Origin of the sequence: Streptomyces sp. NPDC050738 (genome assembly GCF_040654175.1) — a bacterium.
Lineage (GTDB): Bacteria > Actinomycetota > Actinomycetes > Streptomycetales > Streptomycetaceae > Streptomyces.
Window position 1 is genome coordinate 15,013 of record NZ_JBFAHN010000013.1, and the last position, 18,280, is coordinate 33,292.

The following is an 18,280-nucleotide window of genomic DNA, read 5'->3' on the forward strand; positions in this document are numbered from 1 at the left end:
CGCGCCGGGCGGGCCCGCCCTGCACCCGATCCACACCTTGGAGGCCCCGCGTGCCCGCCCGGTACCACCTGCGATTCCAGCTCCACCCCACTGCGGCCGCCGGCCGTCAGGCCGCCGAACTGGCCGAGTTCTGCCGCCAGTCGGGCGTCGAGGAGGTCGTCCTGCTGCTCGCCGCCGAGGAGTTCGCCAGCGGACACCCTTCACCCGGCGACGAGGACCTTCTGTACGACACGGCGGCCACCGCCGCCGCCATCCTGCGGCAGGCCGGCCTCGACGTCAGCCTCAATCCGTGGGTGACCGCGGGGCACGCCGATCGCGGCCGCCACGACCGCCATGGCTTCGCCCCCATGGTCGGGCCCGACGGCCGGTCCGCCACGGAGCAGGCGTCCTTCGCCTGTCCACGCTGGCGCGCCTGGATCGCCGCGCACTACGCCCGTTTCGCCGGGCTCGGCTTCCGCGTCCTCTGGCTGGAGGACGACTTCCGCTATCACAACCACGCACCGCTGGAGTGGGGCGGCGGGTTCGAACCGCTCATGCTGGACCGCCTCGCGGACCTCATCGGCGCTCCCGTGACGCGCGAGGAAGTGGTGGCGGCCGTGACGGCCCCTGGCACCCCGCACCCCTGGCGCGCGCTGCTGCGGCAGACCTGGCGTACGGCACAGCTCGAGGTCGCCGCCCTGGTCGCCGAAGCCGTCGCGAAGCACTCGGCAGGCCGCTCGCGGCTCGGTCTGATGAGCTCGGGCCCCGGCGCCCACGCGATCGAAGGCCGCGACTGGCAGGCCCTCTTCGACACGCTCGCCATCGAGGGCGAGACGGTCCACCGGCCCCACTTCGCTCCGTACAGCGATGTCCCGGGCCGTGAACTGAGCCGCTCCGTCTGGATGCTGGACGTCCAGCGAAGCCTGCGGCCCGCCTCCGTGCGCACCGAACCGGAGATCGAGAACTGGCCGCACACCGCCTGGTCCAAGTCCGACACCCAGACCTGGTCGGAGATGGTGACCGCACAGCTGTCCGGCGCGGACGCGATGTTCCTCAATGTCCTGCCCGTCCCGTCCGGCCACGCCCTGCGCCATCCGCGCGTCGCGGATCTCCTGAAGCGATCCCGGCCGGCACTGGACTTCGCGGCAGAACGCCGGCTCGGCGAACTCGGCACCTGTGGCGTGGGACTTCCCGTCCTCCCGGATGGCTCGGCGCATGTCCGCACGGCCCGGACAGGGAATCTCGCGGACCTGGCCGTCGACCCCGGCCCCGCGGCGGAGTTCCTGCTGCACTACGGGGTGCCGGTGACGGCCGAAGAGGCGCCGGTACGGGTGCTGTGCGGCCAGGCCGCCTGGTCGTTCGACGACGCGGAGCTGCGGCGGATGCTCTCCGGCGGGCTCCTCGTCGACGGGCTCGCCGCGTACATCCTGAGCGAACGCGGTTTCGGGGAACTGCTCGGTGTCACCGTGCCGGAGATCGTCGACCGGCAGGATCGGGCCGCGCCGGGTCCGTACGCCATAGAACAGGTCCACAGGTCCGCGGACGGCGCGGGCCACGACGTCTACCTGAGCGTCAACATGCAACCGGCCCTGGCCCGGCTGCTCCCCTCCGCCGGAGCCGAAGTCCGGACCAGCATCCTCACCCCTGACCTGCAGCAGTGGGGAGCGGGCCGCTGCCTCTTCACCAACGCACTCGGCGGCCGTGTCGCGGTCCTCGCCGCCACAGCACCTCAGCTGCTGCCGTACGACGACGAAGGCCAGCGACTCCTGCACGCGACGGTGCGCTATCTGGAGGGCGGTACGCCCACGCTCCCCCTGGTCAGCGGCGGACCGTATCTGATCCCCCGCCTGGCACGCACCGAGAACGGCTGGCAGCTCGCCGTCGCCAACGGCAGCGCAGACCCGGCCCGCCCCCGTATCACCTTGCCCTCCATGCCGGCCGAGGCGGAGGCGACGCTGCTCCACCCGCTCGCCGCCCCCGCCCAGGCCACGCTGACCGCATCGGCCACGGCCCTGACCCTCGACCAGGAACTCCCGCACCGCGGCTGGCTGCTGGTCGCGGGCTCCACGCCGGCGGTCAGGCCGCCGTCGCGGCCTCGCGCATGATGTCCGCCAACTCACCGCGCAGCCTGGCGAATTCAGCACTGCCGCGCAGTGCAGCGGGGTCCGTGGCGGAGTCCCGGGTCAGGTCCACATCCACCTCCGCGACGATCCGGCCCGGGTCCGCCGCCATCACCAGGACCCGGGTGCCCAGCAGCACCGCCTCCTCCGCGGAGTGCGTCACGAAGAGCACCGTGGTGCCGAGGGACGCGGCGAGCGCACGTACCTCCTCCTGAAGCCGTTCCCTGGTCAGCGCGTCCAGGGCGGCGAACGGCTCGTCCATCAGCAGGACTTGGGGCTCAGCGGCAAGTGCCCGCGCGATGGCGACGCGCTGTTGCTGTCCGCCGGACAGCTCCCAGGTGCGGCGCCCTGCCGTGCCGCCGAGCCCGACGCGGTCGAGGAGCGACGCGATCCGCGCGGGGCGTTCCGCGCGCGGCACCCCGTGGCGGGCGAGTGCGAAGCCGATGTTGCCGCCGACCGTGCGCCAGGGGAAGAGCCGGGGCTGCTGGAAGACGATTCCGGTGCCACGACCGGGCGCTGCGGGCGCCCCCTGCACCACGCCGGTGCCCGAGGTGGCACGCTCGAAGCCCGCGACGATGCGCAGCAGGGTCGTCTTTCCGCAGCCCGAAGGCCCGACCAGGACCACGAACTCTCCGGCACGCACGGTCAGCGAGACATCCTCCACCGCGGTGACGGCCGAGCCGCCCTTCCCGTACCGGACCGTGATGCCGTCGAGGACGACGGCCTCTTCACTCTGCGGCGACACCGGCCAGCTCCTTCACGGCGAGGGCCTTCTGGAAGACCGTCTTGTCGGGCACCGCGTCCACGGCCTTCTGGCCCTTGAGGAAGACGGCCGCGTCGTGCAGATTCACCGCGAGCTCGCCGGGTGCGCCGGGCTTTCCGAGGTACTGAGGACCGGCCTGCTCCTTGGCGGTCAGCAGGACCAGTTGGGCGAGTTGCGCCTTGGCCTGCGCGGTGGACAGGCCGAGTTCTCTGCCGATGGAGGCGGCGGCCTTGGCCGGGTCCGACTTGGCCTGGCCGACGGCCTGGTCCTCGGCCTTGAGCCAGGCGCTGACGATCTCGGGGTGCTTGGCGGCGAAGGCGTCGGTGACGACGCCGAGGTCGGCGGTGGCCTTGCCCTGGGCGGCGAGCTCACGGCTGGTGATCAGCACCTTGCCGTCCTTCTCCAGTTCACCGAGGGTCGGTGTCCAGACGTAGGCGGCGTCGATGTCGCCGCGCGTCCAGGCGGCGAGCGCGTCCTGCGGCTGGAGGTCGATGATGTTCACGGCGGAGGGCTCGACTCCGGCGTCCTCCAGCGCCGCGAGCAGGGAGTAGTGCGAGGTGGAACCGAAGGGGGCGGCGACCTTCTTGCCCACCAGCTGCTTGAAGTCGTTGATGCCCTTCTTCGCGACGAGGGCCTCGTTGTCGCCGATGACGTCGTGGATCCAGACGACCTTGTACGGGATGTTCAGCGGTGCGGAGAGCCCCTTGGTGACCGGGCTCGAACCGGCGAGGCCCAGATCCACCGAGCCCGCGATCACCGCGGTGTTCACATCGGCGCCCGAGTCGAACTTCACCCACTTGATGTCGGCGTCGGGCAGCGCCTTCTCCAGGAGTCTCTGGTCCTTCACCACCAGGTCGGCGTTGGGTATCGCCTGATAGGCGATGCGCACGGCGGTCTTTCCACCGCCGCTGTCGGAGGAGCCGGATCCGCCGCAGGCGGTCGCGGCGAAAGCGGTGAGGGTGGCGGCGGCCAGCAGGGCGGCACGGCGTACGGACACGAGGACATCTCCAGGACTCGAAAGGTCGAACAGGAAGAAAGAGGAAAAGCGACGGGCGCGTGCTGCGGGGGCCGTTCAGGCGCGGCCGCGCCAGGGCACCAGGACCCGCTCGGCCCACTTCAGCAGCGCGTCGAGCACGATCCCGGACAGCCCGATGGCGATGATCCCGACGATGACGACGGCGGTCTGGTTGTAGCGCTGGGCGTCGCGGATCATGCCGCCGATACCGGGAACTCCGTTGATGGTCTCGGCCGCGACGACCGAGGTGTACGCGACGCCGACCGCGATCCGAACACCGGTGAGGATCTCCGGAAGCGCGGCCGGCAGCCGTACGGAGAGCAGCAGCGTGATGCGGCCGGAGCCCAGAGCCCGTGCCGCCTCGACGAGTCCGGCCGGTACCGTGCGCACCGCCGCTGCCGTGGCCGCCGCGATCGGCGGGAGGGCGGCGATCACCAGCAGCCAGATCTTCGGGGACTCGTCGATGCCGAACCAGATGACGAGCAGGGAGAGATACGCGAGCGGAGGCAGCGTCCGCAGGAAGGTGACCGCAGGCTCCAGTACGACGGCGACGGGCCGGACCGCTCCGATCAGCAGCCCGAGGGGGATCCCCACCAGCGCCGCGTATCCGGTGCCGATGCCGATGCGGCGCAGGCTGACGCCCAGATGCTCGATGAGGAGATGACCGCCGTAGCCCCGTACGCCGTCATGGACGGTCGAGGTCAGCACGAACTGGTGCCACACCTCGCCCGGCGACGGCACCAGGACGCGCGGCCACACCTCGGCCGTGACCACCAATTGCCAGGCCGTCAGCAGCACGGCGAGCGCGACCGCCCGCAACGCCAGCCACCGCAGGGCCCCGGCGCGCGGCGCGCGCCGTTCGCGCACGGCGATCCGCGCGGGAGCGGCGGTCTTCTCCAGCACGGTCATCGCGCGCTCTCTTCGGCGATCAGCGCGTGCAGTCGGGGGGCGACCTCTTCGCCGACCCGGTAGGCCTCTTCGAGGTGCGGGTAGCCGGAGAGAATGAACTCGTCGACGCCCAGCGCGCGGTACTCGTGGAGTCGCTGGGCGACCTCGTCGTGCGAGCCGACGAGTGCCGTGCCCGCGCCTTCGCGTACGAGCCCGATGCCCGCCCAGAGGTTGGGGGCGATGGTGAGCTTCGCGGTGTCCTCGCCGGAGCCGTCGTGCAGTGCGGTCATCCTGGCCTGCCCGGCGGAGTCCATCTGCGCGAACCGCTGCTGGCTGGCGCGGATCGCGGCCGGGTCGAGACCGCGCAGGATCCGGTCGGCCTCGCCCCATGCCTCGGCCGCGGTGTCCCTGCTGATGATGTGCAGCCGCAGCCCGTACCGCAGGGCGGGAGCCTTGGCCCGCAGCCGTGCGATGCGTTCCGCGACGGCGGCCGGCGGTTCGCCCCAAAGGAGTTGTACGTCGGCGCGACGGGCGGCGACCTCTTCGGCGGCGGGCGAGGCTCCGCCGAAGTACAGCGGGACGGGATGCTGGACGGCGGGGTCGACGAGGTGCGCGCCTTCGACGTGCACATGCGCCCCGTCGAAGTCGACGCGCTTGCCGTCGAGCAGTTCTCGCAGCACAGCCATGGTCTCGTCGGTACGGGCGTACCTCTCGTCGTGCGCCAAGTGGTCCCCATAGGCCCGCTGCTCCGCCGGATCCCCTCCGGTCACCACATTGAGCCGGAGCCTGCCGCCGGCGAACCGCCGGAAGGCGTCGGCCTGTTGGGCCAGCAGGGTGGGGCTGGCGAAGCCGGCCCGGAAGGCGACCAGGAAGCCGATGCGATCGGTGTGCTGGGCGAGTGCGGCGGTGAGGATCCACGGGTCCACGCAGCCGAGCCCGACCGGCGTCAGCAGCGAGTGGAAACCCACTTGTTCGGCGGCGCGCGCGACCTGCGCCAGGTATCCGATGTCCGCGGTCCTGCGCGTGGCGGAACCGGTCCTGCCCTGGACGGAGGTGACGCCGCCGGGGTCGCGGCCGTCGCCTCCGGTGGGCAGGAACCAGTGCAGCAATGGATTGATTTCGGGCATGACGAAACCTCGATGGCAGCAGGGAAGTCGGGTGGGATCGACTGTGGCGGCGCGCGACGGCGGCCCGTTACGAAAACGGGCTGCGGAGAGGCAGAGCAGAAAGGGGTGTCAGCAGCCGGACAGAGGGCTGGACTTGACCCGACAGAGCATGCTCGAGACACGCTGGAGATCCACGTGTCGGCGCGAGACAAGGGCGGGGGTCATGCCCGCATCCTGACCGCGGACGGCACGCCCCGACAACCACGTCCCGTATGGCGGACACGACGATGTCAGCTGTCGAGACGGCCCCATGGCCGGAGGGGCGCCGGTCCCAGGCCGGGGACCGGCGCCCCTCCGGGCGGCGATTCAGGTCACCACAGGACGGGCAGCCGCTCCGGAATCCGCTTCATGAACCCGGTCCGCCACACCAACTGCTCGATGGGTACCGCGAGTTCGAGCTGCGGCATGCGCTCCAGCAGGGTCTCCAGGGCGATCTCCGCATGCTTCTTGCCCAGCGCGGTGGCGGGGCAGTAGTGCTGCCCGCCACCGAAGGACAGATGGGCCGTGCTGTTCTCCCGGCCCGGATCGGCTCGGTGCGGGTCGGGAAAGACCTCCGGGTCGAAGTTGGCTCCTTCCACGAGCACCAGGACCAACTCGCCCTTTTTGACGTCCACTTCACCAAGTCGTACGTCGTCGAGGGCGAGGCGCGGCAGCCCGTCTCCGATGGAGAGATTGATCCGCAGCAGCTCGTCGACGGCGGCCGGGATCTTGCTCCGGTCGGCGAGGAGTTCGGCCTTCAGCTCGGGGTGCTGCATGAGCGAGACGAGCGCCATGGTCAGGAAGCCCGAGGTGGAGACGACCCCCGCACCGAACATCGTCACCCCCACCGTGGCGAGCATCTCGTCCGTGAGATGCCCGTACTGCGGGTCCTCCCGGAGCGCCGCGAGTTCGGCCATGAGCCCGGTGGTGGCCGGATCGTCCAGCCGCTCGGCCATGTACGCGATGTCGCGGTCCCAGTTGAGCCGTGCACCGCTGATCGGGCAGGCGGAGTTCATGAACGCGATGTCGAGGCTGCGCATCAGCTTCGGCGCGGCGTCCTGCGGGATCCCCAGGATCCGGTTGTGCATGCCGGCCGAATAGGGGTCGGCGAACCCGCCGCGCAGATCTGCGGGCGCGCCCTGTGCCATGAGCCCGTCGACCAGCTGCGCCGCGTGCGTACGCAACCACTCCACCAGGCCCGGGGCCTTCGGGTTGAGCGCCTTGAGCACGGCCTTGCGCAGCCCGGCGCCGGTGATGTTGCCCATGTTGTTGACGACCTCGGGCGGGATCGTCAGCGCGTACTGGCGCGGCACCCCCGGGGCCGAGGTGTCCTTGAGGCTGAACCGGCTGTCCTCGAGCACCTGCTTGCACAGGGCGTACGAGGACACCAGCCAGGCCTCGTCCCCGGCGATGGTGCGCACCCGGCGCACGGGGCTGGTGGTGCGCAGCGCCTCCGTCTCCGGAGGGATGCGGTCGCCGCGCCAGGAGAACGGGAAGTCCACGAGACCGTCCGTGGTGGTGTCGGGCAGCGTCTCAACGGACATCGGAGTCTCCTTCGGCGGGGGTGACGACGGCGTGGCCCTGATTGCGGGAGGCGCGCAGCCCCGAGCCGCGCGAGTAGAGGAGTTCCGCCATCGGCAGGAGCTGGTGGTAGCAGTTGAGCGAGGAGGGCACGCCCAGGATGGCCGGGGTGTCCAGGAAGAGCGGGGCCTCGGCGCAGACGTACCTGCGGCACACCTCGCGCTGGAGCGGGGTGGCGGCTTCTCCGTTCAGGACCTTGGAGCGGAGAAAGGAGTCCACGAGCGCGTCGCACGTCGCGCGGAAGTCCGGGTCCGCCGTCAGGAGGGTCTGGATGTGCTGATGGATGCGCCGGTAGGCCGGGTTGTCCGTGAGGGCCGACATGGGCTGTCCACGGAGCCGGCCACCGCCGGGATCGAGGTCCCGTACGGCGGCCGTCACTTTGGCCCGTACTCCGCGCAGGTTCTTCACCGCTTTGCGGCGGGCGTCCTCCGCGCCGTATCCGAGGGCTTCGTACATCTCCGCCACGTGCAGGTCGGTATAGACGAAGTCGACGCGGTCGAAGTGCTCGATGCCCCACAGGGCGAGATCGTTGACCCGCTGGGCGGAGAAGTAGCTGTTGCCCGGCGAGACCCCGATCACCGCGTGATCGCGGTCGGCGAGGATCACCTCACAGTGCGGGGTGTAGCAGTCGGTGGTGAAGGTACGGGGGGATGTCGCTGTCTCTGTCGTTGCAATGCTCACGGCTGGAGAGCCGTCCTTAGCCGCCGCTAGTCCCGAGGGGCCCTGTGCCCCTGGTGTGGCGACGACGACACAACGCTATGGATCGACAGCGCAATGTCACTGTTACCCGGGGTTCTTGGCTGGAAAAGACACCGCGGGACGGAGCGGACGGCGTGATCAGGTCCGGTCCAGCACCGATCCGCCGGCGTACCGGGCGGATGCACCCAACTCCTCTTCGATCCTGATGAGTTGGTTGTACTTCGCGGTGCGGTCGGACCGCGACAGCGAGCCGGTCTTGATCTGGCCGCAGCCCGTCGCCACCGCCAGGTCGGCGATCGTGGTGTCCTCCGTCTCGCCGGAGCGGTGCGACATGACGACGGTCCAGCCCGCACGGTGCGCGGTGGCGACCGTGTCGAGGGCTTCGGTCAGGGTGCCGATCTGGTTGACCTTGACGAGGACCGAGTTGCCGACGCCGGTACGGATGCCCTCGCGCAGCAGGCCCTCATTGGTGCAGAACACGTCGTCGCCCGTGAGCTGGCAGCGGTCGCCGACGCGGGCGGTCAGCTCGCGCCAGCCGTCCAGGTCGTCCTCGGCCATCGGGTCCTCGATGGAGACGATCGGATACGCGTCGATCAACTTGGCCAGGTAGTCGACCTGTTCGGCGGGAGAGCGGCGCACACCCTCGCCCGCGTAGACATACGTACCGTCCACGAAGAACTCCGACGAAGCCGGGTCCATGATGAGGCCGAAGTCCGTTCCGGGGCGGTATCCGGTGCGGTCGATGGCCGCCATGACGAAGTCGAGTGCCTCTTCGGCGGTACGGAGCGCGGGCGCGAAGCCGCCCTCGTCCCCGACGCCCGTGGAGTGCCCGGCGGACAGCAGGTCGCGGCGGAGCGTGTGGAAGACCTCGGAACCCATGCGTACGGCTTCCGCGAAGGTCTCCGCACCGATCGGCGCGATCATGAACTCCTGGAAGTCCAGCGGGTTGTCGGCGTGGGCGCCACCGTTGACGATGTTCATCATCGGCAGCGGGAGAAGGCGGGCGTCGGCGCCGCCGAGGTAGCGGTAGAGCGGCTGGCGGTGGGCCGCCGCGGCCGCCTTGGCCGTGGCGAGGGAGACGCCGAGGAGCGCGTTGGCGCCGAGGCGGGACTTGTCGCTCGTGCCGTCGAGCGCGACGAGCGCGGCGTCGAGTCCCGCCTGATCGTCGGCGTCACGGCCCACGACCGCCGCCGCGATCTCCGCGTTGACATGGGCGACCGCACGGTCGACGCCCTTGCCGTGCCAGCGCGCGGGGTCCCCGTCGCGCAGTTCTACGGCCTCCCGGGCTCCGGTGGAGGCACCGGACGGGACGGCGGCGCGGCCGAGCGACCCGTCGGTGAGGAGGACATCGGTCTCGACCGTGGGGTTGCCCCGGCTGTCGATGATCCGCCGGGCGGTGACGGAGCGGATGGCGGTGGGCTCAACTGCCTTGGAAGCCATGGGAGGTCCTTCTCGTCGATGCACGCCGCGGCCCTGCTGCGACAACGCTGGCGCGTGCCGCGACAGAACAGACTGTACAGCAAGGCTGTTCAGTTCAGCTGTTCAGTTGTGCTGCTCAGCTCAGCTGCGCAGTTCGGCTGTGCAGTGCAGCTGTGCAGGTGAGGTACGCAGCCTCGCTGGCGATCACCGGTTAAAGTGCCCTATGCCCACCCCGGAACCCGCCGCCGTCGCCACCGAACTGCGTACCGCGATCGGCAAGCTCTCGCGGCGCGTGAAGCACGAGGACCGGATCCCGCACGGTCAGGTCTCCGTGCTCGGCACCCTCGACCGCGACGGGGCCATGACCACCAGCGATCTCGCGGCGGACCAGCGCGTACGTCCTCAGTCGATGGCGCGCGCGGTCGGGCTGCTCATGGAGCAGGGGCTCGTCGCCCGCCGGGCGCACCCCACCGACGGCCGCAAGTCCCTGGTGGAGCTGTCCAGCGCGGGTCGGGCCGCGCTGGAAGAGGAGCGCGGCCGCAGGGCCGGCTGGCTGGCGCAGGTCATCGAGAGCGAACTGACCGCCGAGGAGCGGGACGTGCTGGCGCGCAGCGCCGCCCTGATGGACCGGCTCTCCGCGCGCTAGCTCGTCTCAGCCCACCAGGTCGGGTGCGCGCAGCATTTCGGACGGGATCCCCCAGGCGTCGACGAGGTCGACCGCGAGGGGCCGGACCTTGCGGCAGAGGTCGCTCACCTCACGGCTGATCGCCTTGGAACGCTGGACGGTCAGCCGCCCGTGCTCCATGAACCAGGCCCGGTCCGCCTCGATCGTCGTCAGGGCGAAGAGATCGCACAGCAGGCCCAGCGCCACCTTGTTGTCGCCCTCGGGCTGCGCGCGCGTCCGCTCCACGAACGCCTCGAGGACCAGCCGCTCGACATGTGCGTGGGCGACCGCGATGACATGGTCCTGGACCTGCGAGAAGACGGCCCCGGGACTGCGCTTCTGGTCGATGCCGCGCTTGAGCCGGCGGGCCACGCCGGCCAGCATGTGCTCCTCGCGGTAGCGGAGCATGGCGAGGTGGTAGTCGGAGTCGAGCAGGCCGGCTTCCTGGTCCCACTCCTCGCCGCCCGGCAGCAGGTCGCGTACCCGCTCCAGCAGCTTGTGGACCGACGTCTTCTCTATGACCGTCTCGACGGCGAGGCCGGTGACGTAGCGGACCATGCCGAGCTGGTCCAGGTCCTCGAACTCGCCGGCGTAGTGGGTGAGGAGGCCCTTCGCCACCAGCTGCAGCAGGACGTGGTTGTCGCCCTCAAAGGTGGTGAAGACGTCGCTGTCGCCCTTGAGGGCGGCGAAGCGGTTCACGGTGAGATAGCCGGCGCCGCCGCACGCCTCGCGGCACTCCTGGACCACCCGGGTGGCATGCCAGGTGGCGAGTGCCTTGGTGCCTGCGGCCCGCGACTCCAGCTGCCGGCGCGCGTGCGGATCGTCCTTGATGCCGGAGAAGACCTCGTGCAGTTGCGTACGGACGACGTCCTGCGCGAAGTGCAGCGCGTACGTACGCGCGATGAGCGGCAGCAGCCGGCGCTGATGCAGCCCGTAGTCCAGGAGGAGTTGCTCCTCGGTGTCCGGGGCCGCCGCGAACTGCCTGCGCCGCACCGCGTACTTCGTGGCGACCGCCAGGGCGACCTTGGCCGTGCCGACCCCGGCGCCGCCGACGCTGACCCGGCCCTGCACCAGGGTGCCGAGCATGGTGAAGAAGCGCCGGTCGGGATTGTCGATCGGGCTCTCGTAGACGCCCTCGGGGGTGACGTCGGCGAAGCGATTGAGCAGCGCCTCGCGCTCCACCCGCACGCCGTCGAACCAGATGCGGCCGTTGTCCACGCCGTTGAGCCCCATCTTGCGTCCGGCGTCCTCGATCCGGACGCCGGGCACCACCTCGCCGCCCTCCCGGATCCGTACGACAAAGGCGTGCACGCCCTCAGCTTTCCCTTCGACCTCCAACTGGGCGAAGACGACGGCCAGTTCCGCGTGGCGGGCCGCGTTGCCGATGTAGTCCTTGCGCGCCTGGTCGCCCTGGGTGGTGAGGACGAACTCCTGGCGTGCGGCGTCGTACCGCGCCACGGTGCCGAGCGCCTGGACGTTGGAACCGTGCCCGGTCTCGGTCATCGCGAAGCAGCCCATCAGCCGACCGGTGATCAGGTCGGGGAGATAGGCGTCGTGGTGGCGTTCGGTGCCCAGATGCAGGATCGCGCCGCCGAAGAGCCCGAACTGCACACCGACCTTCACGAGCACCGACAGGTCGCCGAAGGCGAGCGTCTCGAACGCGGCGATCGACGCTCCGATGTCGCCGCCCCCGCCGTACTTGTCCGGGAAGCCCATCCCGGTCTGCCCCGTCGCGGCCATCTCGACCACGAGCTCGCGCACCCGCTCGCGATACGCGTCGGTGCCGAGCTCGTCGGCCTCGTCGAGCACGGAGGCGTGAGTCACCAGGTTGGTGCGGACGAGATCGCGGATCCCGGCGTACTCACCGTCGAGCAGCCCGGTCAGTGCCGGGACGTCGATCTCGGGCTGGACATAACCGCTCGCAGCAGTGGATGTGTTGTCGGTGGCCATGACATTCCGCTACCCCACCGGGCGACGATCAAGCGGTCGCCCGGGGATCTTGGAACCGTACGGGGGACGGAGGCGCGGCCACACAGCGCCCTCGGCGCCGAGTGGGACCGGCACGGAGGGCCCCGGTAGCGTGCCGGGGATGGAGAAGACCGTGAAGACCGTCACGTATCTGGAGATGACCGATCCCGGTGAGCTGAAGCCCGGCCGGGTCGTGCCTTCGTTGGCGCTGCGCCGCGAGGCGGGGCTGTCGGAGTCCGCGCGTTCGGTGCAGGCCCGGGTCGGAGCGGCCTACGGGTGGCGGAGCTCGACGCGTTCCGAGCAGGAGTGGCAGGAGCTGGCGCACGCGCACCCGAACCGCCAGTACTGGTTGATCGAGCTGGCGGGCGAGACGGCCGGGATCGCCGCGCTGGAGCCCCAGCCCGGTGGGGTCGTGGAGATCCGCACCTTCGGACTCCTGCCGGAGTACGTGGGCCGGGGGCTCGGCGGGCATGCCCTGACACTGGCGCTGCGACAGGCCTGGGCAACCGAACCGCTGGAAGCGGGGGCCGTGCGCAGGGTCTGGCTGCACACCAACTCCAACGATCACCCGAGCGCGCTCCTCAACTACCGGAGCCGGGGCCTGCGCGTCTACCGCACCGAGGTCGAGGAGTAGGTTCTCACCGCGCGAGCGCGCCCATGGGGTCCCAGGCCGGCAGGACGATCGGCGGCTCGCCGAGGGCGGCGGCGAGCTCCGGCGGCAGCGCCGAACGCCGTACCGCGACCTCGAAGACGTGCTCGCCGAACCACGAGTCGTTCATCGTCCAGAAGCCCTTGTCGGCCTTCTCGTCGCCCCAGCTGTTCTCGACCCGCCAGCGGCGCGGAGCGCCGTCGACCACATCCACGCCGGTGAACAGCATGGCGTGCGTCATCTGGGTCTCGCGATGGACGAGCCTGGCCGCCTTGTCCATCTCGAACGACGCGTCGTAGACCGCCTCGTAGTCGTAGAGCGCCGCATCCCAGAGCCCCACGTCCCCGCTCATCATCCGGCCGACGTCACAGCCGAACCAGACGGCTTCGCCGCCCACGACGGAGTCCATGCTGAGACGCTTCAGCAGGTCCATCTCCACATTGAGATAGACCACCGGCGGAGCCTCGATCACATTGCCCAGGTACTCGACGGTGAAGGTCCGGCCGGCCGGGCTCGACTCCCTCGGGTCGTGGACGAGACACACGTACTCGTCGAGGGGTATCTGCACATACGCGGCCGCGAACTCGGCCGGCGTCATCCAGCCCTCACGGTGGAACTCCTGCTTCTCGTCCCGCCACTGCCACAGGAACCGCTGCGGCGGCGTGCCGAGATGGATGCTGAGCACCCGGTGGACGGCGGCCAGCACCTCGCCCTTGTGCACGCGCTGTGCCTCGACGCCCTCCGATGCCATACGGCGAAGATCGCGGGCGCCCCGGCGGAGCAGACTCATCAGGGCGCGGTTCATGGGCCCCGTCGCCGACGAGCTGTCCGTCTCCGGCATCGCCGACTTCGGCACCAGGCCGTGCTTGGCGACCAGCGCCACGAACATGTTCCACTGGCCGCCGTCACTGATGGGGTCCCCGAGCAGGTGCGCCACCGTGCGGTCGTCGGCGTCGCGTCCCGAGGTCTCGACGATGCTCTCCAGGAAGTGGTTCGCCCGCTCGAACTTGTCCCACCAGAGCACATAGTTCTGCGAGAACTCGAAGTCCTTGACGCCGAGCTTCCGTGCGGCGCCGACGCGCAGCAGGTTCAGCCCGGCGAACATCCAGCAGCGGCCGCTCTTCTTCTGGTTGGTGACCTTCCAGTCGTCCAGGTGGTGGGAGACCGAGTGGTCGGCGGCAGTCACGATCCGCCGGTCAAGGGCGATCTCGTCCACAGGTGTCCGGGTCACGGCGTTCTGCATCAGCCGGTTCGCCGCGCGGGAGGCGAACTCCTTCTCGAACAACTCGAGTTGCGCGGGGGTGAGACTGCGGTCCATGGCCTGACGGGAGTGAACGTGTCCGAGCGTCACAGTGATCCGGTTCCAGTTCTCGAGGCGGGCCGTGATCGCGCGGGCCCGGGACAGGCAGGAGGGGCAACGCGCTCTCACCGTCGCACGGCCGCTCAGCCGCGGTCAACGAAGTTGCCGAGGCGCTCGAGGCGGTGACCTGCCGTGCCGGGAACAGCCGCCGGAGCGGCGATGTTGCACGGGGAAGGGGCGGAACCGTACCCAGACCTTTTCCCACAGGAGGACGTTTCATGAAGGACGGGACCTTGACGCTCATGGCGGTCCACGCCCACCCCGACGATGAGGCGACCAGCACGGGAGGCGTCCTCGCGCGGTACGCGGCAGAAGGAATCCGCACCGTTCTCGTGACGTGTACGGACGGCGGTTGCGGCGATGGACCGGGGGGCATCAAACCGGGCGATCCCGGGCACGATCCGGCAGCCGTCGCCGCGATGCGGCGCCAGGAACTCCAGGCGAGCCGTGACGTCCTGAAGATCAGCGATCTGGAGACGCTGGACTACGCCGACTCCGGAATGATGGGCTGGCCGAGCAACGACGCACCCGGGTCGTTCTGGCGGACCCCGGTGGAGGAGGGTGCGGCGCGGCTCGCGGAGCTTTTCCGGCGCTACGAGCCCGATGTGGTCGTGACCTACGACGAGAACGGCTTCTACGGCCACCCCGACCACATCCAGGCCCACCGCATCACGATGGCGGCGCTGGAGCTGGTCCCGCAGACGCCGAAGGTGTACTGGACGACGGCGCCGCGCTCGATGATGCAGCGGTTCGGTGAGGTCCTGCGCGAGCTCGGGGAGGACTTCCCGGAGCCGGATCCGGCCGAGGCCGAGGCGATGGCCAAGATCGGACTCCCCGACGAGGAGATCACCACCTGGGTGGACACCAGCGCGTTCGGCGGCCAGAAATTCGACGCGCTGGCCGCGCACGCCAGCCAGGGCGAGAACATCTTCTTCCTCAAGATGGGCCAGGAGAAGTTCACCGACCTGATGGGCGTGGAGACCTTCGTACGGGTCCAGGACACCACCGGCGCGGCCGTGCCCGAGAACGACCTCTTCGCCGGACTGCGCTGACCGCCTGCATGGGCCTATGAAGTCACGCGCTCGCGCGCGGGTTCAGCCGGTGCATCGAGTTCAGCGGATTCCAGGTGATCCGAACCGCCGGTCGGGACGGTGCCACGCAGCGCCGCCTCGACCCGGCGGTTGTCGGTCATGCTCGCCGTGACGGCGGTCATGGCGAGGAGGAGACCGCCGGCGGCGTAGATCGGGGTGCGGATGTCGTACGTGGTCGCCAGCCAGCCGCCGAGGAAGGCGCCGAACGGGGCGGCGCACATGGCGAGCATGCGGGAGGTCGAGGCGACCCGGCCCATCAGATGGGCCGGGACGATCGCCTGCCGCAGCGAGGGCCCGAGCACCATCGTGGCGCCCATCCCCGCCCCGCAGACGGCGAGCGCGAGCCCGGCCGCGTACGGATTCGGGGCGGCGGCAAGCCCCAGAATGGCAAGCCCCTCGACCGCGGCCGTGCAGGTCAGCGCGGTGCCGGTGCCCAGTCGCCGGCCGAGGAAGGAGGCGATGCCCGCGCCGAGCAGGCCGCCGGTGGCCTCCGCCGTGAGGAGCAGGCCGAAGCCGAAGCTGCCGATGCCCAGACGCTCGTGCGCGAAGAGGGCGAGCACGGTCTCCACGGCGAGGAAGGCGATGTTGCCGACCGCCGGACGGAGCGCGAGTCCGAGCAGCAACCGGTCCCCGAAGACGTACGAGGCCCCGGCCCGCGCCTGCCGGAGCAGCGACTCGCGGGCCGCCGGTTCGGGCCGGGGCGCGTCGGGCAGCGACCGCACGAGCAGCGCGGAGAACACGAACGACACCGCGTCGGCGATCAGTGGAACCGCTCGCCCGAGCGCGAGCAGCGCACTGCCCGCGGGCGGCCCGGCGAAGCCGGACATCGCGGTCTGGGCGCCGTGCAGGCGGGAGTTGGCGCGCTCCAGGGATGCGGGGTCTCGGCCGAGCAGATCCGGCAGATAGGCCGTGGCGGCCGTGTCGAAGAAGAGTCCGCCGAGGCCGAGCAGGAAGGCGACGGCCGCGAGCAGCGGAATGCTCAGCGCGTCGAGCGCGGCGGCCGCCGCCGGTATCGCGAGCAGCACCGCACGCGCCACGTCCGCGACCCACATCGTGCGCCGGCGGTCCCAGCGGTCCACCAGCGCACCGCCGAGCACCCCGAAGAGCAGCCACGGCAGCGTCCCGGCGGCCGTGACGACGGCGAGCGCCATCGGATCCCGGGTCAGCGCAAGGGCGAGCAGCGGCAGCGCGGCATGCATCACCCCGTCGCCGAACGAGGACACCGTCTGCGCGGTCCACAGCCGACCGAACCCGGACGGCAACGTCGACTTCCCTGTATCCAAGGTCACTTGGACTCCCCCTCGGCCTGCTCGCCCGACGCAGGCCGGAACAGTGCGAAGGCGAGCGACACGTCCGGCAGTGACGGATCGGACAGCTCGCGGTACTCGTCCGCCAGTGCCCCCAGCCGCGCCCCGAGCTCCGCGAACTGCTCGTCGGTGAGCCGCAGATGCGCCATCCGCACGTGCCGCTCGCTGTCCGCCGGCGCCGCTTCCAGGTCGGCCACCGCATGGCGCATCAGCAGGTCGGGCTGTCCCACCCCCGCATCCGGCAGCACGATCGACCGCGCGGCCATGGCGTAGTACCGCTCGGTGACCCCCCGCACCTTCCGCGTCCGCACCACCTTGACCAGGCCGGCCCGCTCCAGCAGTCGTACGTGGTAGCTGGAGCTCCCCTTCGCGAGGCCCACCCGCCCGGCGATCTGCGTGATCGTCGCCGGCTCGAAACGGAGCACGGCCATGATCCGGTGACGCGTGAGATTGGAGACGGCGCGCAGCTGCTCGTCCGTCGTGACGTGAAACGCCTCGGGAAGATCATCGGTTGACATGCGTCCAATGGTCAACGTTTCTTGACCATTGCGCAAGGGGATTGCGCGGAGCGGCGCAGACGATCTTGAACAGGGCCGCGCCGCCCTGGGTGCGGCGGCGCTACGCTGCTGTGCCGTGCAGGAGACGCGCCTCGACATCGACCGGATCCGGGCGGCTCGCCGGGTCATCGACCCGATGTATCTCGACACTCCGCTGTACTGCTGCGAGGCACTGGAGCCCGGCCTCGGATGCACGGTGAGCATCAAGCTCGAAACGGCGAACCCGGTCCGCAGCTTCAAGGCCCGCGGCACCGAGGTGGTGGCGAGCCTGCTCGCCGGCACCGGCTCGCGCGCCGTGGTGTGCGCCAGCGCGGGCAACCTCGGCCAGGCCCTCGCCTGGTCCGGTCGCGGCCGGGGGCTCGACGTCACGGTCGTGGCATCCCGCTTCGCGACTGCGACCAAACTCGACGGTATCCGCGCATTGGGCGCCAGGCTGGAACTGGTGGACGGGGACCACGAGACGGCCCGCGACCGGGCGGCGGCCATCGCGCGCCGCGACGGTATCCGGCTGGTCGAGGACAGCCTGGACATCGAGACCTGCGAAGGCGCGGCGACCATTGGCCTGGAACTGGTCGCCGCCCCGCCCTCGTTCGACACCGTCCTGATCGCTCTCGGCGGCGGAGCGATGGCCACCGGCATCGGTCATGTACTGAAGGCCCTGGCCCCCGAAGTCGAGGTGATCTGCGTCCAACCCCTGGGCGCACCGGCGATGACGTACTCATGGCACCAACGCCGCGTCGTCACCACCGACGCGACCGACACCATCGCCGACGGTGTCGCAGGCCGGCGTCCCATCGCGGCCGTCCTGGACGACCTCCTCCTGGTGGCCGACGACGCCGTCCTGGTCCGGGAGTCGTCGATCATCGCCGGTATGCGGATGCTCCTCGACCACGCCGGCCTCGTCGTCGAACCGTCGGCCGCGCTCGGCATCGCGGCGATCCTGGAAGACCCCGAGCGCTTCGCCGGCCGACACGTGGCCACCATCGTGTGCGGCAGCAACGTCGATCCGGACGCCTATCGCCGCTGGATCGATGCGCCCCTCCACAGGCCTTGACCATCACTGACGTAGACTCGT

The 18,280-nt window shown here is 70.5% G+C and carries 17 protein-coding genes; 5 read left to right on the forward strand and 12 right to left on the reverse strand.

Translation table 11 applies throughout. The annotated features are described in order from the left end of the window. Positions 1–50: 50 nt before the first annotated feature. Complete coding sequence (locus AB0H78_RS28170; protein WP_363237436.1) at positions 51–2,084, forward strand: hypothetical protein; 2,034 nt, start codon at positions 51–53, stop codon at positions 2,082–2,084. Here the strand turns inward: AB0H78_RS28170 and AB0H78_RS28175 are convergent. The 8 genes from AB0H78_RS28175 to eno all read right to left on the reverse strand — a co-directional run bounded on the left by AB0H78_RS28175 (position 2,056) and on the right by eno (position 9,630). Beyond that, positions 2,056–2,844, reverse strand: a complete 789-nt coding sequence (locus AB0H78_RS28175) for an ABC transporter ATP-binding protein (protein WP_363237437.1) — start codon at positions 2,842–2,844, stop codon at positions 2,056–2,058. The two genes, AB0H78_RS28170 and AB0H78_RS28175, sit on opposite strands and share 29 nt — an antisense overlap. Next, positions 2,828–3,859 (reverse strand): ABC transporter substrate-binding protein, encoded by a 1,032-nt coding sequence (locus tag AB0H78_RS28180; RefSeq protein WP_363237438.1) that lies wholly within the window; start codon positions 3,857–3,859, stop codon positions 2,828–2,830. The genes AB0H78_RS28175 and AB0H78_RS28180 overlap by 17 nt, the downstream gene beginning before the upstream one ends. 75 nt (positions 3,860–3,934) lie before the next feature. Beyond that, a complete protein-coding gene (locus tag AB0H78_RS28185) occupies positions 3,935–4,786 on the reverse strand; it encodes an ABC transporter permease (RefSeq protein ID WP_363237439.1) in 852 nt (283 codons plus the stop codon). Next, positions 4,783–5,892: an LLM class flavin-dependent oxidoreductase gene (locus AB0H78_RS28190; protein ID WP_363237440.1), complete on the reverse strand. Its 1,110-nt coding sequence runs from the start codon at positions 5,890–5,892 to the stop codon at positions 4,783–4,785. The genes AB0H78_RS28185 and AB0H78_RS28190 overlap by 4 nt, the downstream gene beginning before the upstream one ends. Positions 5,893–6,000: 108 nt before the next feature. Next, positions 6,001–6,183: a putative leader peptide gene (locus tag AB0H78_RS28195; RefSeq protein ID WP_363237441.1), complete on the reverse strand. Its 183-nt coding sequence runs from the start codon at positions 6,181–6,183 to the stop codon at positions 6,001–6,003. Between the two features lie 59 nt (positions 6,184–6,242). Next, entirely contained in the window at positions 6,243–7,454 is a 1,212-nt protein-coding gene (locus AB0H78_RS28200) for a cytochrome P450 (protein WP_363237442.1), read from the reverse strand. After that, entirely contained in the window at positions 7,444–8,172 is a 729-nt protein-coding gene (locus AB0H78_RS28205; protein WP_363237443.1) for a tRNA-dependent cyclodipeptide synthase, read from the reverse strand. Before AB0H78_RS28205 ends, AB0H78_RS28200 begins: the two co-directional genes overlap by 11 nt. Before the next feature lie 156 nt (positions 8,173–8,328). Then, positions 8,329–9,630, reverse strand: coding sequence for a phosphopyruvate hydratase (gene eno, locus AB0H78_RS28210; RefSeq protein ID WP_363237444.1), 1,302 nt, complete (start codon positions 9,628–9,630; stop codon positions 8,329–8,331). Positions 9,631–9,832: 202 nt separating this feature from the next. Here eno and AB0H78_RS28215 point away from each other — a divergent pair, with 202 nt between their 5' ends. Beyond that, a complete protein-coding gene (locus AB0H78_RS28215; protein ID WP_363237445.1) occupies positions 9,833–10,255 on the forward strand; it encodes a MarR family transcriptional regulator in 423 nt (140 codons plus the stop codon). A gap of 6 nt (positions 10,256–10,261) precedes the next feature. Here the strand turns inward: AB0H78_RS28215 and AB0H78_RS28220 are convergent, their stop codons facing one another. Further along, complete coding sequence (locus AB0H78_RS28220; RefSeq protein WP_363237446.1) at positions 10,262–12,223, reverse strand: acyl-CoA dehydrogenase family protein; 1,962 nt, start codon at positions 12,221–12,223, stop codon at positions 10,262–10,264. Between the two features lie 139 nt (positions 12,224–12,362). Here AB0H78_RS28220 and AB0H78_RS28225 point away from each other — a divergent pair, with 139 nt between their 5' ends. Next, entirely contained in the window at positions 12,363–12,875 is a 513-nt protein-coding gene (locus tag AB0H78_RS28225; RefSeq protein ID WP_363237447.1) for a GNAT family N-acetyltransferase, read from the forward strand. 4 nt (positions 12,876–12,879) lie between these two features. On the opposite strand, the gene AB0H78_RS28230 is transcribed toward AB0H78_RS28225, so the two are convergent. Beyond that, positions 12,880–14,208 (reverse strand): C1 family peptidase, encoded by a 1,329-nt coding sequence (locus AB0H78_RS28230; protein WP_363237448.1) that lies wholly within the window; start codon positions 14,206–14,208, stop codon positions 12,880–12,882. A 260-nt stretch (positions 14,209–14,468) separates the two neighbouring features. On the opposite strand from AB0H78_RS28230, the gene AB0H78_RS28235 reads away from it, so the two are divergent. Further along, on the forward strand, positions 14,469–15,302 hold the full coding sequence (locus AB0H78_RS28235; protein ID WP_363237449.1) for a PIG-L family deacetylase: 834 nt from the start codon (positions 14,469–14,471) through the stop codon (positions 15,300–15,302). Positions 15,303–15,316: 14 nt separating this feature from the next. Here the strand turns inward: AB0H78_RS28235 and AB0H78_RS28240 are convergent, their stop codons facing one another. After that, a complete protein-coding gene (locus AB0H78_RS28240) occupies positions 15,317–16,603 on the reverse strand; it encodes an MFS transporter (RefSeq protein ID WP_363237615.1) in 1,287 nt (428 codons plus the stop codon). A gap of 23 nt (positions 16,604–16,626) precedes the next feature. Further along, positions 16,627–17,166 carry a winged helix-turn-helix domain-containing protein gene (locus tag AB0H78_RS28245; protein WP_363237450.1) on the reverse strand — a complete coding sequence of 180 codons (540 nt, stop codon included), beginning with the start codon at positions 17,164–17,166 and terminating at the stop codon, positions 16,627–16,629. A 115-nt stretch (positions 17,167–17,281) separates the two neighbouring features. Here AB0H78_RS28245 and AB0H78_RS28250 point away from each other — a divergent pair, with 115 nt between their 5' ends. Continuing rightward, entirely contained in the window at positions 17,282–18,259 is a 978-nt protein-coding gene (locus AB0H78_RS28250) for a pyridoxal-phosphate dependent enzyme (protein ID WP_363237451.1), read from the forward strand. Positions 18,260–18,280 lie beyond the last annotated feature (21 nt).